This window comes from Paracoccus sp. BR5-17 (assembly GCF_055693925.1).
The window spans coordinates 416,834-438,895 of the sequence record NZ_JBVFUV010000003.1; the positions used below are offsets into that span (position 1 = coordinate 416,834).

The following is a 22,062-nucleotide window of genomic DNA, read 5'->3' on the forward strand; positions in this document are numbered from 1 at the left end:
CCCGGCGGATGCCGTTCTGCGGGGATGCGATGCTGGACCTGACTGACGAATCGGACGACCTGGTTCTGATCGAGAACGCGATCGTGGTCCCACCGGGACCGAAGGGGCAGGGAAAGTGGCAACCTTCGGGCGTCCTGACGGGCGATGGCGCCTTCGTCGCCAATTCCATCAGCTGGTCCAGCACGGTCCTGCCGGTCAATTCCGAGCCCCCCATGCCCCGCCCCGCAGATATTCGGGACATGCCGGGGACGCATATGTTCGCGGGGATCAGCTATGGCCATTTCGGGCATTTCATCACCGAAAGCATGACCCGCATCTGGGCCCTGGATCAGCTGCGGGACAGCATCGACGGCCTGATCTTCACGCCGAAGAACCAGATGAAGGACAACCTGCGCCCCTTCGAGGTCTATCGCGATCTGATCGACAACTTCGGCCTGGCCGGCCTTGTGATCGCCTGCCCGGCGGAACCGGTGCGCGTCGAAAGGCTCTATGTGCCCAGGCAGGGTTTCGGCCTGGGGGATCTGGCGGGCGGCAGCCGCAAGTTCGTGGACTTCATCAACCGCCACGCGGGGGTGACGGTGGCGCCCGCCGGCGCCGAGCGGATCTACATATCGCGGTCCCAACTGCCGCCCGAGCGGGGCGGGATCCTGGGCGAAGGCAAGCTGGAACGCCATCTCGAACAGGAAGGATACAGGATCTTCCATCCGCAGAAGGAATCGAAACTGGCGCAGCTGGCGCAGTACAAGGCGGCGCGGGCGGTCGTCTCGGTGGATTGTTCGCCCCTGCACCTGATCGGCTATGTCGGCAACGCCGACCAGACGGTGGCGATCCTGCGGCGCCGCAGCCTGGAGTTCGGCGACCTGTTCGCCCGCCAGTTGACGGGCTTCAAGGGGATCCGCTGCGTCGGCGTGGACGCGCTGAAGAACGACTGGCTGCCGGCCAACACCAACCGGCCCAGCCGCAGTTCCTTCGGCGAGATCGACTTTCCCCGCACCTGGCGGGCGCTAAAAGAGGCCGGGCTGATCCGGGGCGAGGTTCCCTGGGAGCCGCTGACGCTGGAGAACCGCAACCGCGACCTGCACCGCATCGAGGCGATGCACGACATGGCCTTCAGGCCCTTCATTGCCGACGACAGCTTCCAGACCAGCATCCAGAAGGCCGATCAGTCCGGCTGACCCCCTCTGCCAGATCGCAGATCAGGTCGATCGCGAATCTGCCCACCTGCACGCCGATCAGCCCTTCGGTGATGGGCGGGATCACCGAAGGGTCCTGCTGCGCCAGATCGGCGAAGACCACCGAATAGCGGCACCCCGCGACATGGGCATTGCCCAGGAAGTCGCCCCAGCGGTGGAATTGCGTCTGCACGCTGCCGATCTCGATCACATGAGCGTCGGGGTGGGCGAACATCATGTTGGCGAAGAAGGCGCCATGCGCCGACACGATAACCCTGGCCGCGTTCATGGTGGCGACCTGTTCCAGCGGCGCCAGCCGTTCGAAATAGACCTTCCGGAATCCCAGGGGGCGCAGACGGTCCCACAGCGCATCCTGGCCCAGGAAATCGCGTTGGTTGGCCGCCTCGTTCCGCGGGTCGCGCAGCACCAGGATGCGCTCGGGCCGCGCCCGGTCGGGCAGGCCGGCCGCCATTTCCAGGGCCCTGTCGCGCATCCGGCGCAGCGAATGGTCGAAGCTGTTCTTCAGCACGAACTTGCGGCTTTGGGTATGCGCGGTCAGGTCGTGCCACGCCGGATCTCCGCAACAGCGCGACAGCGGGCCGCTGATGCGGCCGTCGCCGCTGGCCAGAATGAGGTGCCGGGCGTTCAGCGGGATCACCACGCGATCATGGCGCGTCGCCCGGTCCGTGAAGACGATGCGCCCGGCCAGTTCCGGGAAAAGCGCCCGCACGAACGCTTCGGAAAAGCCCGAGGCCTGGGCGTTTCGGCAATGCACGGTGATTGGGCCTTCGCCCCGGTCGCAGAAATGCGTCAGTTGGGGCAAGGTCTCGGTCATGAAGTGATAGTAGTTGGTCCGGTTCCGGCACTCGATCCCGATGGGAAGGGCGGTGGCGTCGCCGCGCCACGGCGGAAGCTCCGCGTCGCCGGCGGTGCGGGCGACGCGGAAGAAGGCGATCATGTCATCGACCGCGGCCCTGGTCCGGTTGTGCTTCAGGAAGCGGGCGAAGACGCGATCGCCTGCGGCTCCGTTCGTCAGCCACTTGCCCCTGATGCGAAGGCTGCCCGCGCTGAACAGCGCCGCTTCGGCCAGGGCCAGGAAGGTGTTGGTCTCGAAGATCACGGGCGTCCGGCGCCAGCGGTCCTCCAGGTTGCGCTCGAGCCGGCGCTGGATGGCGGGGTGTTCGCTGCGCGCGTATTGGCGCACGCGCGCGCCCGTCACCGGACGGATCAGCCAGTCGGGCCGCTCGATCCCGTACAGCCCCGCGTCAACCCCGGGAATGAAGAAATAGTCCCGCGGGGGTCCGGCCCACCTGCCCGGTCTTTCCCTGTGAACGGCCGACACGCCCCCTCCTGTCGCGAATGCAAGGACTTCTCGTTGCAATGTCGCAGGTGTCGTCAACCCTGACCAGATGCCGAAAGCGGGCCTTGCCCTGCCGGGAGCTTCCGGCCTTGATGGGGGCGCCGCCTGCCTGGAAGATCGCCCGCCATGTCCGCTGCCACGCCCCCTGCCCCGTCCCCCGCCCCGTCCGGGGATCCCCTGTGCCCGCTCTGCCTGCGCCCGATCCCGCCGGGCGTCCCGCAAAGCCGCCACCACCTGATCCCCAAGCTGCGCGGCGGCAAGGGCGGCGAGACGGTGCTGCTGCACCACGTCTGCCACAAGACCATCCACAAGACGCTGGGCGAAACGGATCTTGCCCGCCACTACCCTGCCGTCGAGGCCCTTCGTGCCCATCCCGACCTGCGGCGCTTCTTCGAGTGGGTGGCGAAGCGCCCGCCCGGCTGGACCGGAAAGGTGCGGTAACGCGGCTGTGTGTTTGCCGCGCAGGCGATTCGGGCGACGCTTGGCCGTTGCAACCGGAAAGGAGAGCCCATGAAGAGACTTGCCCTGACCACCCTGACCGCCTGCCTGCTGGCAGCCCCGGTCCTTGCCGCGCCCGTCACCGCCCCCGAAGGCGTGCCCGGCGCGACGATCCTGGCCAACTGCCCCGGCAAGCCGCCGGTCAATGCCTGAACGATGCGCAACGCCGCAAGGCGTTGCGTGTTTTGCAGGGTAGGATTTTCCCCCCACCATTGTTACGGCCGAAAGCCGGCGGAGGGAAACTTCCCCTCAAATAATCATAGGTAAGATGCGCAAATTCCCGTATTGCTTTGCGTCGCATGGCTACCGGAAGGACAGGCAACTCTATGGGCTTATCAGTCAATCCTGCTCTATATCTGGAGGAGGTAACTGTTTAACTTCATCAGGCGGAGGCAACCTAGGGTCAGGACCCATTAATCGGCTTGCGGTCGCCTTGGCTGCGTGATTCACGCTCCCGAACTGATGGGGGCAATGATGAGCAATCTTTTCTGGCTGACCGACGAGCAGATGGAGCGTTTGAAGCCGTTCTTTCCGAGGAGTCATGGCAAGCCGCGGGTTGATGATCGTCGGGTCTTGAGCGGCATAATCTTCATCAATCGTAATGGGTTGAGATGGTGCGATGCGCCGCGTGAATATGGACCTCCGAAGACGCTCTACAACCGATGGAAGCGGTGGGGCGACATGGGAGTCTTCGCCAGGATGATGGAAGGACTGGCCTCCGAGGGTGCCGAGCAGAAGACCATCATGATCGATGCGACCTACCTGAAAGCGCACCGCACGGCTTCGAGCCTGCGGGCGAAAAAGGGGGCCCGACGACCAGCGCGGACGTTTGATTGGCAGAACGAAGGGCGGGCTCAATACCAAGCTACATGCCGTTACCGACGCCAAGGGACGGCCCCTGAAGTTCTTCATGACCGCGGGCCAAGTGAGTGACTACACCGGAGCCGCCGCCCTGCTGGGCAGCTTGCCCGCTGCCGAGTGGATGATCGCGGATCGCGGTTACGACGCCGACTGGTTCCGGGAAGCGTTGAAAGACAAGGGGATACGCCCTTGCATCCCGGGGCGGAAGTCGCGCGGCAAGGCGGTCCGCTACGACAAGCGGCGCTATCGCCGCCGCAACCGCATCGAGATCATGTTCGGTCGCCTGAAAGACTGGCGCAGGGTCGCAACCCGCTATGACAGATGCGCCAAGACCTTCCTGTCCGCTGTCGCACTCGCGGCAACCGTCATGTTCTGGCTTTGAAGATCAATGAGTCTGGACCCTAGCCCGCGCAACCTCAAACAGGTTTATGGGTCCTGACCCTAGCCATGTTCTGTAGTATTTCTAAAAAACGTGAATTCTGGAGGCTTTCATCTCCCCGGCACAATGCAATCATAGTGTCAATCGCATGGTAGTTCTTTTTCCGCAGTTGAACTTCTATTGCTCCCTTAATTCTATCATCCATAATTACCTCGCGAACTTCTTGTACTTCACCCGCTTCGGCTCGATGCTGTCCGGCCCCAGGCGGCGGACCTTGTCCTTCTCGTAATCCTCGAAGTTGCCCTCGAAGAACTCGACATGGGCATCGCCTTCGAAGGCCAGGATATGCGTGCAGAGCCGGTCGAGGAAGAAGCGGTCGTGCGAGATGATGATCGCGCAGCCGGCGAAGTTCTCGATCGCGGCTTCCAGGGCCTGCAGGGTTTCCACGTCCAGATCGTTGGTCGGTTCGTCCAGCAGCAGCAGGTTGCCGCCCGACTTCAGCAGCTTGGCCATGTGGACGCGGTTGCGTTCGCCGCCCGACAGCAGGCCCACCTTCTTCTGCTGGTCGCCGCCCTTGAAGTTGAACGAGCCCACATAGTTGCGGCTGTTCACCTGCGCATCGCCCAGTTCGATCACCTCGGCCCCGCCCGAGATCTCCTCCCACACGGTCTTGTCAGGGTCCAGGCTGTCGCGGGACTGGTCAACATAGGACATCTTCACCGTCTCGCCGATGGTGATGGTGCCCTCGTCGGGCTGTTCCTGGCCGGTGATCATCTTGAACAGCGTGGACTTGCCCGCGCCGTTGGGGCCGATCACGCCGATGATGCCGCCGGGCGGCAGGCTGAAGGACAGGTCCTCGATCAGCAGCTTGTCGCCCATGTGCTTCTTCAGGCCTTCGACCTCCAGCACCTTGCCGCCCAGGCGCGGGCCGTGCGGGATGACGATCTGCGCCTTGCCGACCAGTTCCTTGATCGATTCGTCGGCCATCTTGTTATAGGCCGAGATGCGGGCCTTCGACTTGGCCTGCCGGGCCTTGGCGCCCGCGCGGATCCATTCCAGTTCCTTTTCCATGGCCTTCTGCTTGGCCTTGTCCTCGCGCGCTTCCTGGGCGACCCGCTTGGCCTTGGCCTCGAGCCAGCTGGAATAGTTGCCCTCGTGCGGGATGCCCCGGCCGCGTTCCAGTTCCAGGATCCAGCCGGTGATGTCGTCCAGGAAATAGCGGTCGTGGGTCACGGTCAGGATCGTGCCCTTGTAGTCGATCAGGTGCTTTTGCAGCCAGGCGATGGTTTCGGCGTCCAGATGGTTGGTCGGCTCGTCCAGAAGCAGCATGTCGGGCGCCTCCAGCAGCAGCTTGCACAGCGCCACGCGGCGGCGTTCGCCCCCCGACAGCGTTTCCACCTCGGCGTCGTCGGGCGGGCAGCGCAGCGCCTCCATCGCGATGTCCACCTGGTTGTCCAGATCCCACAGGTTCTCGGCGTCGATCTCGTCCTGGAGGCGGGCCATTTCCTCGGCGGTCTCGTCGGAATAGTTCATGGCAAGTTCGTTGTAGCGGTCGAGCTTGGCCTGCTTGGCCTTCACCCCCTCCATGACGTTGCCGCGGACGTTCAGCTGCGGGTCAAGCCACGGCTCCTGCGGCAGATAGCCGACGCGGGCGCCCTTGGCGGCCCAGGCCTCGCCCTGGAAATCCTTGTCGATCCCGGCCATCACCTTCAGCAGCGTGGACTTGCCGGCGCCGTTCACGCCCACCACGCCGATCTTCACGCCCGGCAGGAAGTTCAGGTGGATGTTCTCGAACACCTTCTTGCCGCCGGGATAGGTCTTGGACACGCCGTCCATGTGGTAGACGAACTGATAGGACGCCATCGGAATCTCCTGCAGATTTTGGGTGCTATGTAGGCCAAAGCGGCGCCGGGCGAAAGGTCAGCGCGTTTCGGCCAGGAAATCGGCCCCGAGGCGGTCGGCAAGGAAGGCCAGCTGCCGGGCCATCCGCCCGGCCAGCGCCTGCGCGACCTCGGGCGGCGGGCGGTCGGGGTTGGGGTTGGAAAAGACCCTGTCGCGCATCTGCGCATAGGGCTGCGGGGCGATGCCCAGGAACGACTCGACCGCGGCCATCACCCGCTGCGGGTCGCGGGCGATGCGGCCGAAGGGCAGCACCAGCATGTCGGGAAAGCGCGCTTGCCAGCGGGGCAGGTAGCTGGCGTAATCGCCCCGGTCGTACAGCACCGGGTCGTCGATCGCGGCCATCCAGTCGGCCAGCGTCCGCGGGCGGCGCCCCTCCCGCTGCAGGTTCATGCGAAGCTGAGAGATGGCGCGATCGACCGGGTGGCGGATCAGGTAGATGACGCGGGCGCGGGGCAGGAAATTTGCCACATGGTCCACGCCCGTCTCGGGGAGGGTGGAATATTCCGGCGTGAAGTCCATCGGGATCGCGCCTGCGGGCGCGGGGGCGAAGACGCGCTTGTACCACTGGTTGTGAAACATCTTCCCGCGCGTGATGCCGTTCAGATAGGCGTCCAGTTCGGGCGGCACGGGGATGGCGCGCCGGGCGTGGCGGTCGCGAATTTCCTGCGGCTTCTGGCGGTAATGCCAGCCGATCCAGCGGCGATGGTCGGGGATGAACAGGTGGTTGAAATACTGCACCTCCTTGAAGGGGGGATCCAGACCTGCGGGTGCTGGCCCAGCATCTGCGCCAGCCAGCTTGTCCCGGCCTTCTGCGCGCCGATGCACAGGGCGCCGGGCTTGCGCGGCAGGCCCGTGGGGTCCATGACCGGGGCCCGACCGCTCAAGGCAGCTTCACCGCGTTGCTTTGGGAGTGGTTGGCATAGGTGGGCCAGTCGGGTTCGTATGCGCCGGCCTGGTTGCCCCAGACGGTCCAGCCCGGGCGCGGCCCGCGCGCGAACATCTCGAGCCGGGGGCCCCAGGAACAGGCCTCGATCAGCGGATACTGTTCGTCGGGCTTGCGCGAATGTTCGCGCTTGCGGGTGGCGATGACGTTTTCCTGGCTGCGGCCGGGGTCCAGCGTGCGCACGTCGCGGCCGCGCGTGCCGAACAGCAGGATTTCCGTGACGTTGCGGAAATAGAAGCCCACCCCGCGCCGGTCGGGGCCGCCGTCCTTGCGGGTCTTGTACCAGATCAGGTTCGACTTGTAGGCAAAACCCCAGGCCTCCATGACCCGCAGCCCCTCGGGCAGCAGGGCGTTCGGCACCCAGAGGTAGAGATGCGACCGCGCCTCGGCGACCCGGGCCACGGGCAGGGCGCAGATCTCGTCCAGCGTCATGGTCGGATAGCGCGACAGGCGCTTGTGTTCGGGGGCCATCTTGCCGGTGCGGTTCTGGAACTGCCAGGGCGGATCGGCCAGCACAGTGCCGAAGCGGACCGCGCCGGCGGTGGCCAGAAGATCATCGGACGCGCTTGCCAAGCCGGCCTCCGGTCAGAGGTTCACAGATGCGACCCAGCTTTAGCCGACCGCCCGCGCCGCCGCCACCGCCAAGCTTGCGCTAGAGCCGGCCCCACAGGTCGTATTCGCCCGCCTCGTCCACGGTGACGGTGACGATGTCGCCCGCGGCGAGGCTTTCGAAGCCTTCGTCGATGAACAGGTTGCCGTCGATTTCCGGCGCGTCGGCCTTGGTGCGGCAGGTGGCGCTCTGGTCGTCCACGCTGTCCACGATCACCTCGAGACGACGGCCGACCTTCGCGGCCAGCCTGGCTTCGGAAATGGCCTGGGCCTTTTCCATGAAGCGGTCGAAGCGGTCCTGCTTGACCTCGGGCGCGACGTGGTCGGGCAGGTCGTTGGCCCGCGCGCCCTTGACGTTCTCGTACTGGAAGGCGCCGACGCGGTCCAGCTGCGCCTCGTCCAGCCAGTCCAGCAGGGTCTGGAACTCGGCCTCGGTCTCGCCGGGATAGCCGACGATGAAGGTGGAACGCAGCGTGATCTCGGGGCAGATCGCGCGCCAGGCGGCGATCTCGTCCAGGGTCCGGGCCGCCGCCGCCGGCCGCGCCATGCGGCGCAGGGTCTCGGGATGGGCGTGCTGGAAGGGGATGTCCAGATAGGGCAGCACCAGCCCCTCGGCCATCAGCGGGATCAGGTCGCGCACATGCGGATAGGGATAGACATAGTGCAGACGCACCCAGGCGCCCAGGCTGCCCAGGTCGCGGGCTAGGTCGGTAATGTGGGCGCGGTGCCCCCGGTCGGTCGCGTGCCGCAGGTCGAGGCCATAGGCACTGGTGTCCTGGCTGATGACCAGCAGTTCGCGCACGCCGGCCTGCACCAGCCGTTCCGCCTCGCGAACCACCGCATGAGCCGGGCGGCTGACCAGGCGGCCGCGCATGTCGGGGATGATGCAGAACTTGCAGCGATGGTTGCAGCCTTCGGAAATCTTCAGATAGCTGTAATGGCGCGGCGTCAGGCTGACGCCCGATGCGGGCAGCAGGTCGATGAAGGGATCGGGCTGCGGCGGCACCGCGGCGTGGACCGCGTCCAGCACGGCCTCGTATTGATGCGGGCCGGTGACGGCCAGCACCCGGGGATGGGCGCCGGTGATATAGTCGGGCTCCGCCCCCAGGCAGCCGGTGACCAGCACCTTGCCGTTCTCGCGCAGCGCCTCGCCGATGGCGTCCAGGCTTTCCGCCTTGGCGCTGTCCAGAAAGCCGCAGGTGTTCACGATCACCGCGTCGGCGCCCTTGTAGTCGGGGCTGATGGCATAGCCCTCGGCCCGCAGGCGGGTCAGGATGCGTTCGCTGTCCACAAGCGCCTTGGGACAGCCCAGGGACACCATGCCGATGGTCGGCTGGCCCTCGCGGCGGGTCTCGGGGACGCGGGCGCGGGCAAGATCGGGGCGCAGGTCGGGCGGGTTCTGGTGCATCGCGCGCAGATAAGCGATTCTGCGCCCGCGGGAAAAGCCCGTTCCGCGCGGCCTATCTGCGCCGCATGAAGCGGCGGATCATCTTGAAGATGGCGAAATACTTGAACAGACGGTACATGAGGGCCTCCTTTCGCTGACCTTCAACGCGCCGGGACGGCCCCAGTTCGCCGGAACGTGACTTTCCCTGCGGCGGGGGCTGGGGAATAACGGCCCCATGAAGATGCAGATTTTCCCCGTCCTTGCCGTTGCGGCTGTCGTGGCCGCGATGGCCGGCCCCGCCGAGGCCCAGCCGCGACCGGGCATCCACCGGCAAGGCCAGTTCATCGACGTGTGGAACCACAAGGGCGGCAACGTCCTGCAGATGGTGCAGACGCGCCAGGAACTGGCCGCGACCGGGCGCACGGTGCGCATCCGCGGCTATTGCCGGTCGGCCTGCACGATCCTGACGACGCTGCCGAACGCCTGCCTGGGGCCGAAGGCGCGGATCGGGTTCCACGCCCCGCGCATCCCCAACACGCGGATCATCCCGCCCTATGTCGATCAGATCATGGGCCGCTTCTACCGCGCCGGCATCCGCCACCGGTGGTTCGGCGGCTGGAACCGCGCAAGCGAGATGCAGGTGATCACGGCGCGCGACTATGTGCGGCTGGACCCGCAGGCGAGGATCTGCCCCAGCCTGTGACGATCCGGCCTGCGACGGCTATTCGCGAAGCCGCCAGCCGGTCGCGAAGATCCAGCGGATCGCCGCGCAGCAGACCGCGATCATCAGCGCGACCGCGACCAGCGACACGCCCACCGGGACGTCGGCCAGGCCGAAGAAGGACCAGCGGAACCCCGAGACCAGATACAGGACCGGGTTCAGCTTGGCGACGTCCTCCCAGAAGGGAGGCAGCATCTCGGCCGAATAGAAGGCGCCGCCAAGGAACACCAGGGGCGTGATGACCATCAGCGGCACCACCTGCAACTGCTCGAAGCTTTTCGCCCACAGCCCGATGATGAAGCCCAGCAGGCTGAAGCCGGTGGCGGTCAGGATCAGGAAGGCCAGCATCCAGACCGGATGCAGGATATGGACGCCCACGAAGAAGAAGCTGGTCGCCAGGATGACCAGGGCGATCAGCACGGCCTTGGTCGCCGCCGCGCCCACGAAGCCCAGCGTCACCTCGATCCAGCCCACGGGCGAGACCAGGTATTCATAGATCGTGCCGCTGAACTTGGGGAAATAGATGCCGAAGCTGGCGTTGCTGACCGATTGCTGCAGGATGGTCAGCATCATCAGGCCCGGCACGATGAAGGCGCCGTATTCCACGCCCTCGACCGCCTGGATGCGCCCGCCGATGGCGGCGCCGAACACCACGAAGTAAAGGACCGTCGAGATGACGGGCGACAGCATCGACTGCATGATGGTTCGGAAAAAGCGCATCATCTCGTGATGGAAGATGGCCCGCACGCCGGGCCAGTTGATCCCGGTCATGCCGTCACCTCGCGGCGCGGTTCGGAAACGAGCGTCATGAAAACCTCTTCCAGGGTGGATTGGCGGGTCGAGACGTCCCGCACCATCACCCCGTGCCGCGCCAGATCCCCCAACAGGCGGGCGATGCCGGTCCGCGCCGCCCGCGTGTCATAGTCATAGGCCAGGGCCAGCCCGTCGGCGGACAGGCGCAGGCCGCGGCCCGCCAGGTCGTCGGGCAGCGCCGCCATCGGCTCCATCAGCTCGATCGTCAGGGTCTTCCTGCCGAACTCGCCCATCAGCTCGACGGTCGGCCTGACCAGCAGCAGTTCGCCCCGGTTGATGACGCCGATGCGGTCGGCCATCTCCTCGGCCTCCTCGAGGTAGTGGGTGGTCAGGATGATCGTCACGCCGTCGCGGCGCAACTGGTCCACGACCTCCCACATCTCGCGGCGCAGCGCCACGTCCACGCCCGCCGTGGGTTCGTCCAGAAACAGCACCTTGGGCCGGTGCGACAGCGCCTTGGCGATCAGCACCCGCCGCTTCATGCCGCCCGACAGCTCGCGCGTCATGGCGTCGCGCTTGTCCCACAGCGCAAGGCTGCGCAGCACCTGTTCGATATGGGCGTCGTCGGGGCCTTCGCCGTAAAGCCCGCGGGTGAAGCGGACGCAGTTGATGACCTTCTCGAAGGGTTCAAGCGCGATTTCCTGGGGCACGAGGCCGATCAGCTTGCGCGCGGCGCGCCAGTCGGTGCGGATGTCGTGCCCGCCCACGCGCACGGTGCCGCCGGTCGGCACCACCAGCCCGCAGATGATCGAGATCAGCGTCGTCTTGCCCGCCCCGTTCGGGCCCAGCAGGGCGATGATCTCGCCCTCGTGGATGTCCAGCGACACGTTGTCCAGGGCCTTGGTGCCGCTGTCGTACTGCTTGGTGAGGTTCTGGATCTGGATGATCGGGGTCATGGGGATGTCCTTGTGACGGATCGGGCGCGATCGCTTGGCGCCAGGGGCATCAGCCGTCGTCCTCGGGGTGGTAGGGGCGAGCGTCGCGCGCGTTGGCAAGGGCTTCCACCCACCAGTCCAGCCGGTGCGCGAACACCGCCATCGCCGCCGTGGCGGCGGCCGCGTCGTCGGCATCGGTGATCCGGCCCGCCTCGTCGAAGCGCCGCCAGGGCGACGCGAAGCTGACCGTGTCGCGCAGCGTGACGGTGTGCAGTTCGGCCAGGATGATCCGCAGCGCCTCGATGGCGCGCAACCCGCCCGAGATGCCGCCATAGCCGATCAGCCCCACGGGCCGCGCCCACCATTCGGCGGTGACGCTGTCGATCAGCGTCTTCAGGTGGCCCGGCTCGGCGTGGTTGTATTCCGGCGTCACGATCACGAAGCCGTCAAGCCCCGCCATCCGGTCGCGCAGCCGTCCGATGGCGGCCGCGTCGCCCGTCTGCACCGGCAGCAGGTCGGGATCGGCCGGGTCGATCATCCGGGTGGCGAAGCCGTGCCCCTCCAGCTGGCGGATCACCCAGGAGGCCACGCGGTCGTTGATCCGCCCGGCGCGGATCGACCCCAGGATCACCCCGATGCATTTGCGTTCCGCCATCGCCGCTCCTTGCGCGTTCAGAAAGGGCCGGGTTCCTAAAGACAGTCGTCCCGGGCGAAGGACAAGGCGAAAAAGCCCGCCGCCGTTCCCCCGAGGGCGCCGTGGCCGGGCCCGCGGCATTGCCCGCCGCGCCGCGCCATGCCACAAACCGGCGTCGCCATCGTCAGGGAAAGCGCATGTCCCCTTTGCCCGGCAGCAGCCCGTTGCAGGTCTTTCTGGTGTTTCTCAGGCTGGGGCTGACGTCCTTCGGCGGCCCCATCGCGCATCTGGGCTATTTCCGCGACGAGTTCGTGACCCGGCGGCAATGGATGACCGACCGCGCCTATGCCGATCTGGTGGCGCTGTGCCAGTTCCTGCCGGGCCCGGCCTCCAGCCAGGTCGGCTTTGCCATCGGCATGATGCGGGCAGGCTGGGCCGGCGCCCTGGCGGCCTTCCTGGGCTTCACGCTGCCCTCGGCGGTGCTGCTGACGGGGCTGGCCCTGTCGGGGCTGGGACTGGGCGCTGGGACGGCGGCATCGGGTGTGATCCAGGGCCTGAAGATCGTCGCCGTGGCCATCGTCGCGCAGGCCGTCTGGGGCATGGCCCGCAGCCTGTGTCCCGACCGGACGCGGGCGGGCATCGCCCTGGGGGCGCTTGTCATGCTGGTGGTGCTGCCCGGATCGGCGGGGATGATGGCCGCCATCGCCGCGGGCGCCCTGGCGGGGCTGGCGCTGTGCCGCCCGCAGGACGGCGCCGCGCCGTCGGCGCTGGCGCTGGGCATCAGGCGGCGCAGCGGTCTGGCGGCGCTGGCGATCCTGGCCGGCCTGCTCGTCCTGCTGCCGCTGCTGGCCCCGGCCGGGCAGGGCCTGGCCCTTGCGGACCGCTTCTTCCGCGCCGGAGCGCTGGTCTTCGGCGGCGGCCATGTGGTGCTGCCCCTGCTGGAGGCGGGGACGGTGGCCCCCGGCTGGGTCGGCCCCGACGCCTTCCTGGCCGGATACGGGCTGGCGCAGGCGGTGCCGGGACCGTTGTTCACCTTCGCGGCCTGGCTGGGCGCGCTGATGGAGGTTCCGCCCAACGGCGTCGCCGGCGCGGTCATCGCCCTGGTGGCGCTGTTCCTGCCGGGCTTCCTGATCCTGACGGCCGCCCTGCCCTTCTGGGACCGGCTGCGCCGCCAGCCCCGTGCGCAGGCGGCGATGCAGGGGACCAATGCGGCGGTCGTGGGGATCCTGGGGCTGGCGCTCTACGACCCGGTCTTCGTCAGCGCCATCGGCGACCGGGTGGATTTCGCCCTGGCGCTGGCGGGCTTTCTGGCGCTCACGCGGTGGAACGTCCCGTCCTGGGCGGTGGTGCTGCTGGCGGCCGGCGCCGGGGCGGCCATCGCCTGATCATCCCCGCGCGGCCAGAAGGCTGTCGTCCAGGATGTCCAGGGCTTCCTCGAAGACCGGGTCGGGGATCGTCAGCGGCGCCAGGAAGCGGATCACGTTGCCGTGGACACCGCAGGTCAGCAGGATCAGCCCGCGCTTCAGCGCCTCGTCGCGGACCTTGTTGGCGAAGGCCGGGCTGGGGCTGTCGCTGCCGGGCAGGTTGAACTCGACCGCGTTCATGAAGCCGGGGCCGCGGATGTCGACGATCTGCGGGATCTGGTCGCGCGCGGCGGCCAGGCGCTGCTTCAGCCGCTGGCCCAGCCGCATGGCGCGGTCGCACAACCCCTCCTCCTCGATCACGTCGAGGACGGCATGGGCGGCGGCCACGCCCAGCGGGTTGCCGGCATAGGTGCCGCCGAGGCCGCCGGGATTGGGGCTGTCCATCACCTCGGCCCGTCCGGTGACGGCGCTGATGGGCAGGCCGCCGCCCAGCCCCTTGGCCATCGTCACCAGATCCGCCGCGACGCCGTGATGTTCCATCGCGAACAGCTTGCCGGTGCGGGCGAAGCCTGTCTGCACCTCGTCCGCGATCAGCAGCATCCCGTGATGGTCGCACAGCGCGCGCAGTTCCGCCATGAAGCCCTGCGGCACCTCGTAGAAGCCGCCCTCGCCCTGCACCGGCTCGACGATGATGGCGGCCACGCGCGCCGGTTCCAGGTCGGCCTTGAACAGTTGCTGCAACGCCTTCAGCGCGTCTTCCTTGCTGACGCCGTGCAGCGGGTTCGGGAAGGGCAGATGCCAGACGTCGGGCATCATCGGCCCGAAGCCCGCCTTGTAGGGCTGCACCTTGCCGGTCAGCGCCATGCCCATGAAGGTCCGCCCGTGAAAGCCGCCCGCGAAGCTGACGATGCCGGGGCGGCCGGTATAGTGGCGGGCGATCTTGATGGCGTTTTCCACCGCCTCGGCGCCGGTGGTGGCGAAGAGGGTCTTCTTCTCGAAATCGCCGGGCACCAGGGCGTTCAGCCGTTCGGCCAGGGCCACATAGTTCTCATAGGGGACGACCTGGTGGCAGGTATGGGTAAAGCGGTCCAGCTGCGCCTTGACGGCCTCGACCACCCTGGGATGGCGGTGGCCGGTGTTGACCACCGCGATGCCCGCGGCAAAGTCGATATAGCGGTTGCCGTCCCTGTCCCAGATCTCGGCGTTCTCGGCGCGGTCGGCATAGATCTGCGTGGTCATGCCCACCCCGCGAGAGATCGCGGCATTCTTGCGGTCGGTCATGCTGGTCATCGAAGTCGCCTCTCCCGTGATTCGGCAGGATGCTAGCGCAGCGGCAATGCGCCGAACAGGCCCGGCCTTGCGCCGCCTGCCCCGCCGCGCCATGCTGGCCCACGACCCCCAGGAGGTTCCGATGCCGGCCCGCGCCCTTGCCCTTGTCGCCGCAGTCCTGTCCCTTGCCGCCTGCCAGGATCCGGGCGAACGATCGGTGGCCATGCTGCGCCCGGGCAGCAGCTTTGCCGTGGCCCGCATCGACGGCGCCCCCGCCCCGGGCGGCGTCACCCTCGAGGTGGGCGAGGGCGGCCGCGTGACGGGGCGTGCGCCCTGCAACCGCTACAGCGGCCAGTTGACCGAAAGCGGCGGCGCGATGACTGTCAGCGGCATGGTGATGACCCGCGCCGCCTGCCTCGAGCCCGACCGCACCATGGCCGAGATGCGCTTCGCCGTGGCCCTGGGCAGCATCACCGGCGCCCGGCGCAGCGGCGACACCGTCGCCCTGATCGACCCCGAGGGCCGCGAGCGCATCGCCCTGATTCCCGCCGGCGGCGGCTGAGCCCGGTGTTCCCGATCCGCGACCACAACCCGTCGCAGCAACGGCCCTGGGTGACCCAGGGCCTGATCGTCGCCAACATCACCCTGTTCCTGCTGACCCTGCCGGCGGTCGAAGGAGGGGAATGGCTGTGGGTGCGGCTGGCGCTCTATCCGCTGGCGGTGGTGCAGGGCGACCTGATGTGGGGGCTTCTGACCCACATGTTCCTGCATGTCGGGATCCTGCACCTGGCGGGCAACCTGCTGTTCCTGCACGTGTTCGGCGACAATCTTGAAGAACAGCTTGGCCGTCTGGGCTTTCTGGCCTTCTATCTGGCCGCCGGCCTGATCGCGGCGGCCGCCCAGATTGCCGCGGATCCCCTGTCGCCCGTGCCGATGGTGGGCGCGTCCGGCGCCATCGCCGGCGTGATGGGCGGCTATCTGCTGCTGTTCCCGCGCGCCCGGGTCGATATCCTGGCGATCTTCATCGTGTTCTTCAAGATCTTCACCCTGCCTGCCTGGGTGGTGCTGGGCGTCTGGCTGGCGATCCAGATCTTTGGCGGATACACGACCCCGACGGACGGGGGCGGCGTCGCCTACTGGGCCCATGCGGGCGGTTTTCTGGCCGGGGCGGCGCTTGCCCTGCCGCGCTTCCTGCGCCTGGGCGGTCCGGGCTTCTGGGCGCGCACCCACGGCCTTCCCCCGCATCCCGAGGCCGTCTATGCCCCGACGCGCATCCCGCGCGTGCGCCGCTAGGGCTTGACGCCGGCGCTCATGTGCCGCTTGCGGCCAAAGCCGGGGCGGCGGACGACCGTGAACCCCGCCTGCGCCAGGGCGCGCCGCACGCCGCCTGCGGCGGTATAGGTGGCGAAGGTGCCCCCCGGCGCGGTGCAGCGCCCGACATGGGCCATGATCTCGTCCCGCCACATCTCCGGGTTCCTGGCGGGGGAAAAGCCGTCCAGGAACCAGGCATCCGCCCTGCCCCGCCAGCCGGGCAGGGTCTGCGCGACATCGCCAACCACCAGGTGCAGCCGGACCTGCCCCACCCGGATCACGTCGCGGCCCCAGCCCGCGCGCAGCCGTGCCGCCAGATCAGCCAGTTCCGGGAAGGCCGCATGGGCCTGCTCAAGCTGCGGCAGGCTCATCGGCCAGGCCTCGAAGCTGGTCATCGTCACCGGGACCGCCGCCACCTGCGCCAGGGCCAGGCAGTTCAGCCCGGTCCCGAGGCCCAGTTCCGCCACATGAAAGCCAGGCCGCAGCCGCGCGGGCAGGCCGTTGCCCTCCAGGAACACGTGCCGCGTCTCGGCCAGCCCACCGTCCAGGCTGAAATAGGGATCGTCGAAGCGGGTGGACACCGGCACGCCGCCCTCGCGCCAGTCAAGCTGCGGGTGGCGGGCGGGGTCGGGATCGGGTAACGCGCTCATGCCCGCAGCTAGGGGAAAGGGCTACGGCTTGACAAGCGTCACGATCATCGGCGGCGGCATCTTCGGACTGGCCTGCGCGTGGGAGATGACCCGCCGCGGCGCCCCGGTCCGGCTGATCGAATCCCGGCGGATCGGGGCGGGGTCGTCGGGCGGCCATGTCGGCGCGCTCGCCCCCCATGCCCCCGAGAACTGGAACCCGAAGAAGGCCTTCCAGCTGGACAGCCTGCTGATGGCGCCCGGCTTCTGGTCAGGGGTCGAGGCGGCATCTCGCCTGCCCACCGGCTACGCCCGCACGGGACGGCTGCAGCCGGTGACGGATGCGGATGGCCTAAGCGACCGCCTTGCCGCCGCATCCGACCGCTGGCCGCAGGACTGCGCGATGCGCCTCACCGACGTCCCGACAGGCGATCTGGTCCCCGCCAGCCCCTCGGGGCTTTGGCTCTTCGACGGCCTGACCGCCCGCCTGTCGCCGCGCTCGGCGGTGGCGGCGCTTGCCGCCGCCATCCGCAGCCGCGGCGGAGAGGTGATCGAGGGCCAGGACCCTGGCCCTTGCAGCGGCCCGATCCTCTGGGCGACCGGCACGCCTGGGCTGAGGGATCTGTCGCGCGATCTGGGCCGCCCCGTCGGCAAGGGCGTGAAGGGCCAGTCCGCGCTGCTGCGCCATGCTGCGCCCGACGCGCCGCAGGTCTTTGCCGAGGGGCTGCATATCGTGCCCCATGCCGATGGCACGGTGGCGATAGGCTCGACCTCGGAAACCGACTACCACCATCCCGATCCCGACGACCGGATCGACGGCCTGATCGCCAGGGCGCGCGGCATCTGCCCGCAACTGCGCGCCGCGCCGGTCATCGACCGCTGGGCGGGCGAGCGCCCGCGCGCGCGGAGCCGCGCCCCGATCCTGGGCCCCTGGCCCGGGCGCCCCGGCCATTTCGTCGCCAATGGCGGCTTCAAGATCGGCTTCGGCATGGCGCCGAAGGTGGCGCAGGTGATGGCCGACCTGATCCTGGATGGCCTTGACGCCATCCCCGACGGCTTTCGCCTCTGACCTGCATCGGACCGCAAATATCCTCGGGGGGTCCGGGGGGAGAAGCGCCCCCGGCCTTCGCCTGCCGTCAGGCAGGCAGGGGCGAGACGCCGATCACCAGAGGATGCAGATGCAGCAGAGCCGCCCAGACGGCCAGCGCCAGCACCAGGCGCCGCCAGCCCGGACGGAAGATGCGTGGAAGCCCCGACCGCGCCATGCCCGACAGCGCAAAGACCAGCATCCCGCCGAACAGCAGCACATGGGCCAGATCGCCGTTGGCCGGCAGATGCGCGCCTGCCCACAGCGCGAAGGCCGTCACCAGCCCCGCCATCCCCAGCGTAAGCGCGCCCGTCAGGACCGCCACCGGCATGGCGATGTTGACCAGCCAGCGGCTCCAGCCCGGCGGGTCCCACAAGGGCACGAAGGGCGCCCGCCCGGCCGCCAGGATCAGCCAGTAGAGAAGCCCGACCGACAGCAGGCTGAACGAGGCCAGGTATCCCCGCCGCCCCAGCCGCCTCACCAGCCAGCCGCGCGGGCCGGGCAGCGCCGGGATCATATGCGCCCCCAGGAAACACGCCCAGGCGGCCCCGTATCCGATCCATCCGCTCATGCGCCCCTCTAACCGCTTGCGCGGCGCCGCGCCAGCGGGTGAAACTGCGGGAAAAAGGAACCGCAACCCATGACCACCCCCTGGACCGCGCCTTCGGGGCCATCGACGAGGCCAATGCCCGCGACCCCAACCTCGAGGACGGCAAGCCCGCCAATCTGCTCTACGGCCAGCGGATGACGCAGCAGCAGGAGCGGCTGTTTCCCCAGGCCTCGGACGCGCTGCGCATCGCCTGCCGGGGCCAGCACGTCGAACGCTGGCTTCTGCCGCGCGACGCCTATCCGAAGGACCGGGCGGGCTATCTGCAATGGCGCCAGGAACAGGGCCGCCGCCACGCCGACCGCGTCGCGGGCATCATGGCCGAGGCAGGCTACGGCCCGGACGACATCGACCGGGCGCGCAGGATGCTGACCAAGCAGGGCCTCAAGCGCGACCCCGAGGTTCAGGCCCTCGAGGACGTGATCTGCTTCACCTTCATCCGCTGGTATCTGGGCGACTTCATGGCGGCGATCCCGGACGAGAAGATGGACCGCATCCTGCAGAAGACCGCGGCCAAGATGTCGCCGGAGGGCCGCGCCCGGGCGCTGCAGGAATTTCCCATGCCCGAAAGCCTGGCCCGGCACTTCCGGCTGGAAGCCACCCCGTGACGACCCGCGCCGTCATCGTCTCTCACGGGCAGCCCGGGGATCCCGGCCCCCAGCAGCAGGCCGTCGAGGATCTGGCCGCGCGCGTCGCCGCCTGCGATCCCGGCTGCCCGGTCGCGGGCGCGACGCTGGCGATGCCGGGCGCCCTGGCGGCCGTCGCCGATGACGACAGCCTCATCTATCCGATGTTCATGGCGCAAGGCTGGTTCACCGGCACCGAACTGCCGCGGCGGCTTGCCCGGGCGGGCGCAGGCCGGGCGCGCGTGCTGCGTCCCTTCGGCACCGATCCGGCCCTGCCCGGGCTGATCCTGTCCAAGGCCCAGGCTGCGGCCGCAGAACGGGGCTGGTCCCCGCAGGACACCACGCTGCTGCTCTCGGCGCATGGCTCGCAGCGGTCGCAGGCGTCCTTCGCCATCACGACCGCCCTTGCCGACCGCCTCGCCCCGCACTTCGCGCGCGTGGTGACCGGTTTCGTGGAACAGGAACCCTTCATCGCCGAGGCCGCGCGGGGACTGGATCGCGCCGTCAGCCTGCCGCTGTTCGCGCTGCGCGCCGACCATGTGCTGGACGACCTGCCCAAGGCGCTGGATCAGGGCGGGTTCACCGGCCCGCGGCTGGATCCCCTGGGCCTCGCCCCCGAGGTTCCGTCCCTGATCGCCGCCAGCATCCGCGCCGCCCTATGATCCCTTTGTGTAATAGGCATAGCCCCAGGCTTCGCTGAAGCCCAGGGCGTCCCAGGCGGCCCGCGCGCCCGCATTGGCGCGATTGACCGCCAGCCCGATCCGCAGGGCCCCCTGCTCCTGCCCCCACAGCCCCGCCCGCCGCATCAGCCAGCCGGCAAGACCGCGGCGGCGGAAGGCAGGCAGCACCTCGACCGCGTGGACCATCACCACGTCCCCGGACAGGGCGGCAAAGGCCGCGCCCGCGGCGCGGTCGTCCATCCGCCCCAGGATCGCCGTTCTTGGAACCGCCACCCGGTCCATCACCGCCTGGCGCGCCGGACCGATGTTGCCGGCCGCCCAGATGTCGCGCTGGATCGCCAGCGGCGGCCAGATGGCGAAGGTGGCCATGAAGGGGATCCGCCGCCCCGACAGCAGCGCCTCGACCGGGGCCTGCATGACCGCGGTCGGCGTCTCGCGGCGGTAGCCGGCGGCGTCCAGAACCGCGGCCAGGTCCCGGTCCGCATCCGGCAGGCGGAACATCGGCTGCTGCTGCCAGTTCCGGTGGATCGCCTCGACCGTGGCGATGTCCTCGGGGCTCCAGGCCCCGACCGGGCGCGCCGAACTGACCCGGCCGCCGCCGCCCAGCCCGCGCCCGACCCGGAAGCCCCCGGCCTCGGCATATTCGGCGGCGGGCCAGGTTTCCTCGAAGGCGCGGGCCAGCGCGGCGTCCATCACAGCACCAGCCGCTGTCTCAGCGCCGCCATCGCCTGATCGACCCGCGCCCCGTCAAGGCCGCGCACCACCAGGTTCGTCCCCCAGCCGGTCGAATCGTGGAAGGGATACGAGCCCAGCGACAGGTCGGGATACTCGGCCGCGACCGCCGAGAGATCCTCGGCCACGTCGCTTTCGCCGCGCCGCACCTCGATGCTCTGGCTCTGGACGGGGCGGCCGCCGGGCAGCCGGGGGATCAGCCAGTCCACCATGGCCCGGAACACCTCGGGGACGCCCGCCATCACATGGGTGTTGCCGATCGAAAAGCCCGGCGCCGCCGACAGCGCGTTGTCGATCAGCGTCGCCCCGACGGGGATGCGGGCCATGCGCAGCCGGTTCTCGGTCAGTTCGACGCCGATCCGCTCGCAGCGGGCCTGCAGCCGGGCACGGGCCTCGGGATGGATCTCCAGCACCGTGCCATGCGCGTCGGCCACCGCATCGGCGGTGATGTCGTCATGGGTGGGGCCGATCCCGCCGCTGGTGAACAGCAGGTCGTAGGCGCCCCCCAGGGTCCTGTTCAGGGCGCGGATCGCGGCCACGATGCCGTCGTGATCGTCGGCCACCACCCGGATCTCGCGCAGATCGAAGCCGGTCGCGGTCAGCACCTGCGACAGGTGGTGGGCGTTCCCCTCGCGCGTGCGGCCGGACAGGATTTCATCGCCGATCACCAGGATCGCCGCCGTCGGATTGTCGGATTGCATCGTCTGCCCCCTGAAACCAGTGATGGCCTGCATCTATGCGCACGCGCGGGGCTGGAACAAGTGGCCTTCCGGGTCTATCTATGCGGCCATACGAAAGGATCAGCGATGGACCAGAGCCACATCACCAAGGAAGGCATCCGCATCCACGCGCGCGAGGATTTTGCGGGGATGCACAAGGCCGGTGCCGTGGCCTCGCGGATCCTGGACGAGGTCGGGCCGCTGGTCCGGCCGGGGGTCACCACCGCCGCGCTTGACGACTTCATCACCCGCCGGGTGCAGGAACTGGGCGCCACCTCGGCCACCATCGGGTATCGGGGCTATGAACACGCAAGTTGCATCAGCGTGAACCATGTCGTCTGCCACGGCATCCCGGGCGACAAGGTGCTGGCCAACGGCGACATCCTGAACATCGACGTGACGGTGATCGTCGATGGCTGGTATGGCGATACCAGCCGCATGTATGTGGCGGGCAAGGCCTCGATCAAGGCCAAGCGGCTGATCCAGGTGACGCACGACGCGCTGATGAAGGGGATCGAGGCGGTCCGCCCCGGCGCGACCTTCGGCGACATCGGCGCGGCCATCCAGGCCTATGCCGAGGGGCACGGCATGTCGGTGGTGCGCGACTTCTGCGGCCACGGGCTGGGCCGGGTGTTCCACGCGCCCCCGAACGTGCTGCACTTCGGACGTCCCGGCAAGGGCCCGGTGCTTGAGGAAGGCATGTTCTTCACCATCGAGCCGATGATCAACCTGGGCCGCCCGGAAACCAAGGTTCTGGCCGACGACTGGACCGCGGTAACCCGCGACAAGTCGCTGTCGGCGCAGTTCGAACACGCCATCGGCGTGACCGCCGACGGCTGCGAGATCTTCACGCTGTCCGACAGGTTCTTCCCCGAACTCGACTGATG

Annotated in this window: 25 protein-coding genes; 12 read left to right on the forward strand and 13 right to left on the reverse strand. The window is 68.6% G+C overall.

Annotation, left to right across the window (positions count from 1 at the left end; translation table 11 throughout):
* The first annotated feature begins 29 nt into the window (after positions 1-29).
* The gene (locus tag ACZ1HC_RS03300) at positions 30-1,175 is read left to right on the forward strand and encodes a glycosyltransferase family 61 protein (protein ID WP_472698738.1); all 1,146 of its coding nucleotides are present in this window, start codon (positions 30-32) and stop codon (positions 1,173-1,175) included.
* Here ACZ1HC_RS03300 and ACZ1HC_RS03305 read toward each other — a convergent pair.
* Complete coding sequence (locus ACZ1HC_RS03305; RefSeq protein ID WP_472698739.1) at positions 1,120-2,514, reverse strand: glycosyltransferase family 61 protein; 1,395 nt, start codon at positions 2,512-2,514, stop codon at positions 1,120-1,122. The two genes, ACZ1HC_RS03300 and ACZ1HC_RS03305, sit on opposite strands and share 56 nt — an antisense overlap.
* 144 nt (positions 2,515-2,658) lie before the next feature.
* On the opposite strand from ACZ1HC_RS03305, the gene ACZ1HC_RS03310 reads away from it, so the two are divergent.
* The 3 genes from ACZ1HC_RS03310 (at position 2,659) to ACZ1HC_RS03320 (ending at position 4,273) form a co-directional block, all read left to right on the forward strand.
* Positions 2,659-2,973: an HNH endonuclease family protein gene (locus ACZ1HC_RS03310; protein ID WP_472698740.1), complete on the forward strand. Its 315-nt coding sequence runs from the start codon at positions 2,659-2,661 to the stop codon at positions 2,971-2,973.
* Between the two features lie 69 nt (positions 2,974-3,042).
* Complete coding sequence (locus tag ACZ1HC_RS03315; protein ID WP_472698741.1) at positions 3,043-3,183, forward strand: hypothetical protein; 141 nt, start codon at positions 3,043-3,045, stop codon at positions 3,181-3,183.
* A gap of 321 nt (positions 3,184-3,504) precedes the next feature.
* Positions 3,505-4,273, forward strand: a protein-coding gene (locus ACZ1HC_RS03320) for an IS5 family transposase (RefSeq protein WP_472698742.1) whose coding sequence is annotated in 2 segments (ribosomal slippage) — positions 3,505-3,842 and positions 3,841-4,273 — 771 coding nt in all. Because the reading frame shifts where the segments join, the coding sequence is not laid out codon by codon here.
* 204 nt (positions 4,274-4,477) lie between these two features.
* Here ACZ1HC_RS03320 and ettA read toward each other — a convergent pair.
* From ettA to rimO, 4 genes are all read right to left on the reverse strand, one after another.
* A complete protein-coding gene (ettA, locus tag ACZ1HC_RS03325) occupies positions 4,478-6,133 on the reverse strand; it encodes an energy-dependent translational throttle protein EttA (protein ID WP_472698743.1) in 1,656 nt (551 codons plus the stop codon).
* 57 nt (positions 6,134-6,190) lie between these two features.
* Complete coding sequence (locus ACZ1HC_RS03330) at positions 6,191-6,910, reverse strand: sulfotransferase family protein (protein ID WP_472698744.1); 720 nt, start codon at positions 6,908-6,910, stop codon at positions 6,191-6,193.
* A 142-nt stretch (positions 6,911-7,052) separates the two neighbouring features.
* Positions 7,053-7,688, reverse strand: a complete 636-nt coding sequence (locus tag ACZ1HC_RS03335; RefSeq protein ID WP_472698745.1) for an MT-A70 family methyltransferase — start codon at positions 7,686-7,688, stop codon at positions 7,053-7,055.
* Between the two features lie 79 nt (positions 7,689-7,767).
* Positions 7,768-9,132 carry a 30S ribosomal protein S12 methylthiotransferase RimO gene (gene rimO, locus ACZ1HC_RS03340; RefSeq protein ID WP_472698746.1) on the reverse strand — a complete coding sequence of 455 codons (1,365 nt, stop codon included), beginning with the start codon at positions 9,130-9,132 and terminating at the stop codon, positions 7,768-7,770.
* Positions 9,133-9,346: 214 nt separating this feature from the next.
* Here rimO and ACZ1HC_RS03345 point away from each other — a divergent pair, with 214 nt between their 5' ends.
* A complete protein-coding gene (locus ACZ1HC_RS03345) occupies positions 9,347-9,814 on the forward strand; it encodes a hypothetical protein (RefSeq protein ID WP_472698747.1) in 468 nt (155 codons plus the stop codon).
* Between the two features lie 18 nt (positions 9,815-9,832).
* Here the strand turns inward: ACZ1HC_RS03345 and ACZ1HC_RS03350 are convergent, their stop codons facing one another.
* The 3 genes from ACZ1HC_RS03350 to ACZ1HC_RS03360 are packed head-to-tail and all read right to left on the reverse strand — an operon-like array spanning position 9,833 to position 12,175.
* Positions 9,833-10,603: an ABC transporter permease gene (locus ACZ1HC_RS03350; RefSeq protein ID WP_472698748.1), complete on the reverse strand. Its 771-nt coding sequence runs from the start codon at positions 10,601-10,603 to the stop codon at positions 9,833-9,835.
* A complete protein-coding gene (locus ACZ1HC_RS03355; RefSeq protein ID WP_472698749.1) occupies positions 10,600-11,541 on the reverse strand; it encodes an ABC transporter ATP-binding protein in 942 nt (313 codons plus the stop codon). Before ACZ1HC_RS03355 ends, ACZ1HC_RS03350 begins: the two co-directional genes overlap by 4 nt.
* Positions 11,542-11,590: 49 nt before the next feature.
* The gene (locus ACZ1HC_RS03360) at positions 11,591-12,175 is read right to left on the reverse strand and encodes an NADPH-dependent FMN reductase (protein WP_472698750.1); all 585 of its coding nucleotides are present in this window, start codon (positions 12,173-12,175) and stop codon (positions 11,591-11,593) included.
* A gap of 176 nt (positions 12,176-12,351) precedes the next feature.
* Here ACZ1HC_RS03360 and chrA point away from each other — a divergent pair, with 176 nt between their 5' ends.
* Positions 12,352-13,539: a chromate efflux transporter gene (gene chrA / locus ACZ1HC_RS03365; protein ID WP_472698751.1), complete on the forward strand. Its 1,188-nt coding sequence runs from the start codon at positions 12,352-12,354 to the stop codon at positions 13,537-13,539.
* Here the strand turns inward: chrA and ACZ1HC_RS03370 are convergent, their stop codons facing one another.
* Positions 13,540-14,808, reverse strand: a complete 1,269-nt coding sequence (locus ACZ1HC_RS03370; RefSeq protein WP_472698752.1) for a 4-aminobutyrate--2-oxoglutarate transaminase — start codon at positions 14,806-14,808, stop codon at positions 13,540-13,542.
* 67 nt (positions 14,809-14,875) lie between these two features.
* On the opposite strand from ACZ1HC_RS03370, the gene ACZ1HC_RS03375 reads away from it, so the two are divergent.
* Positions 14,876-15,349 (forward strand): META domain-containing protein, encoded by a 474-nt coding sequence (locus ACZ1HC_RS03375; RefSeq protein WP_472698753.1) that lies wholly within the window; start codon positions 14,876-14,878, stop codon positions 15,347-15,349.
* Between the two features lie 5 nt (positions 15,350-15,354).
* A complete protein-coding gene (locus tag ACZ1HC_RS03380; protein ID WP_472698754.1) occupies positions 15,355-16,080 on the forward strand; it encodes a rhomboid family intramembrane serine protease in 726 nt (241 codons plus the stop codon).
* Here ACZ1HC_RS03380 and mnmC2 read toward each other — a convergent pair.
* Entirely contained in the window at positions 16,077-16,748 is a 672-nt protein-coding gene (gene mnmC2, locus ACZ1HC_RS03385) for a tRNA (5-methylaminomethyl-2-thiouridine)(34)-methyltransferase MnmC2 (protein WP_472698755.1), read from the reverse strand. The two genes, ACZ1HC_RS03380 and mnmC2, sit on opposite strands and share 4 nt — an antisense overlap.
* On the opposite strand from mnmC2, the gene ACZ1HC_RS03390 reads away from it, so the two are divergent.
* Positions 16,747-17,793: an NAD(P)/FAD-dependent oxidoreductase gene (locus tag ACZ1HC_RS03390; RefSeq protein WP_472698756.1), complete on the forward strand. Its 1,047-nt coding sequence runs from the start codon at positions 16,747-16,749 to the stop codon at positions 17,791-17,793. The genes mnmC2 and ACZ1HC_RS03390 overlap by 2 nt on opposite strands.
* Positions 17,794-17,860: 67 nt before the next feature.
* On the opposite strand, the gene ACZ1HC_RS03395 is transcribed toward ACZ1HC_RS03390, so the two are convergent.
* Positions 17,861-18,382 carry an NnrU family protein gene (locus tag ACZ1HC_RS03395; RefSeq protein ID WP_472698757.1) on the reverse strand — a complete coding sequence of 174 codons (522 nt, stop codon included), beginning with the start codon at positions 18,380-18,382 and terminating at the stop codon, positions 17,861-17,863.
* Between the two features lie 38 nt (positions 18,383-18,420).
* Between ACZ1HC_RS03395 and ACZ1HC_RS03400 the strand changes: the two genes are divergently transcribed.
* Entirely contained in the window at positions 18,421-19,026 is a 606-nt protein-coding gene (locus tag ACZ1HC_RS03400; protein WP_472698758.1) for a DUF4202 domain-containing protein, read from the forward strand.
* Positions 19,023-19,706, forward strand: a complete 684-nt coding sequence (locus ACZ1HC_RS03405; protein WP_472698759.1) for a CbiX/SirB N-terminal domain-containing protein — start codon at positions 19,023-19,025, stop codon at positions 19,704-19,706. The genes ACZ1HC_RS03400 and ACZ1HC_RS03405 overlap by 4 nt, the downstream gene beginning before the upstream one ends.
* Here ACZ1HC_RS03405 and ACZ1HC_RS03410 read toward each other — a convergent pair.
* Both ACZ1HC_RS03410 and ACZ1HC_RS03415 read right to left on the reverse strand, forming a co-directional pair.
* Positions 19,701-20,417, reverse strand: a complete 717-nt coding sequence (locus ACZ1HC_RS03410) for a GNAT family N-acetyltransferase (RefSeq protein ID WP_472698760.1) — start codon at positions 20,415-20,417, stop codon at positions 19,701-19,703. The two genes, ACZ1HC_RS03405 and ACZ1HC_RS03410, sit on opposite strands and share 6 nt — an antisense overlap.
* Entirely contained in the window at positions 20,417-21,157 is a 741-nt protein-coding gene (locus tag ACZ1HC_RS03415) for a competence/damage-inducible protein A (RefSeq protein WP_472698761.1), read from the reverse strand. Before ACZ1HC_RS03415 ends, ACZ1HC_RS03410 begins: the two co-directional genes overlap by 1 nt.
* Positions 21,158-21,262: 105 nt before the next feature.
* Here ACZ1HC_RS03415 and map point away from each other — a divergent pair, with 105 nt between their 5' ends.
* Positions 21,263-22,060: a type I methionyl aminopeptidase gene (map, locus tag ACZ1HC_RS03420; RefSeq protein WP_472698762.1), complete on the forward strand. Its 798-nt coding sequence runs from the start codon at positions 21,263-21,265 to the stop codon at positions 22,058-22,060.
* Positions 22,061-22,062: the final 2 nt, after the last annotated feature.

Excerpts from the sequence above, each read along its gene's own strand:
- ACZ1HC_RS03300 (WP_472698738.1), top strand. The coding sequence starts at position 30 with ATGCTGGACCTGACTGACGAATCGGACGACCTGGTTCTGATCGAGAAC.
- ACZ1HC_RS03310 (WP_472698740.1), top strand. The coding sequence starts at position 2,659 with ATGTCCGCTGCCACGCCCCCTGCCCCGTCCCCCGCCCCGTCCGGGGAT.
- ACZ1HC_RS03315 (WP_472698741.1), top strand. The coding sequence starts at position 3,043 with ATGAAGAGACTTGCCCTGACCACCCTGACCGCCTGCCTGCTGGCAGCC.
- ettA (WP_472698743.1), bottom strand. The coding sequence starts at position 6,133 with ATGGCGTCCTATCAGTTCGTCTACCACATGGACGGCGTGTCCAAGACC.
- rimO (WP_472698746.1), bottom strand. The coding sequence starts at position 9,132 with ATGCACCAGAACCCGCCCGACCTGCGCCCCGATCTTGCCCGCGCCCGC.
- ACZ1HC_RS03345 (WP_472698747.1), top strand. The coding sequence starts at position 9,347 with ATGAAGATGCAGATTTTCCCCGTCCTTGCCGTTGCGGCTGTCGTGGCC.
- ACZ1HC_RS03350 (WP_472698748.1), bottom strand. The coding sequence starts at position 10,603 with ATGACCGGGATCAACTGGCCCGGCGTGCGGGCCATCTTCCATCACGAG.
- ACZ1HC_RS03355 (WP_472698749.1), bottom strand. The coding sequence starts at position 11,541 with ATGACCCCGATCATCCAGATCCAGAACCTCACCAAGCAGTACGACAGC.
- ACZ1HC_RS03360 (WP_472698750.1), bottom strand. The coding sequence starts at position 12,175 with ATGGCGGAACGCAAATGCATCGGGGTGATCCTGGGGTCGATCCGCGCC.
- chrA (WP_472698751.1), top strand. The coding sequence starts at position 12,352 with ATGTCCCCTTTGCCCGGCAGCAGCCCGTTGCAGGTCTTTCTGGTGTTT.
- ACZ1HC_RS03370 (WP_472698752.1), bottom strand. The coding sequence starts at position 14,808 with ATGACCAGCATGACCGACCGCAAGAATGCCGCGATCTCTCGCGGGGTG.
- ACZ1HC_RS03390 (WP_472698756.1), top strand. The coding sequence starts at position 16,747 with ATGCCCGCAGCTAGGGGAAAGGGCTACGGCTTGACAAGCGTCACGATC.
- mnmC2 (WP_472698755.1), bottom strand. The coding sequence starts at position 16,748 with ATGAGCGCGTTACCCGATCCCGACCCCGCCCGCCACCCGCAGCTTGAC.
- ACZ1HC_RS03395 (WP_472698757.1), bottom strand. The coding sequence starts at position 18,382 with ATGAGCGGATGGATCGGATACGGGGCCGCCTGGGCGTGTTTCCTGGGG.
- ACZ1HC_RS03410 (WP_472698760.1), bottom strand. The coding sequence starts at position 20,417 with ATGGACGCCGCGCTGGCCCGCGCCTTCGAGGAAACCTGGCCCGCCGCC.
- ACZ1HC_RS03415 (WP_472698761.1), bottom strand. The coding sequence starts at position 21,157 with ATGCAATCCGACAATCCGACGGCGGCGATCCTGGTGATCGGCGATGAA.
- map (WP_472698762.1), top strand. The coding sequence starts at position 21,263 with ATGGACCAGAGCCACATCACCAAGGAAGGCATCCGCATCCACGCGCGC.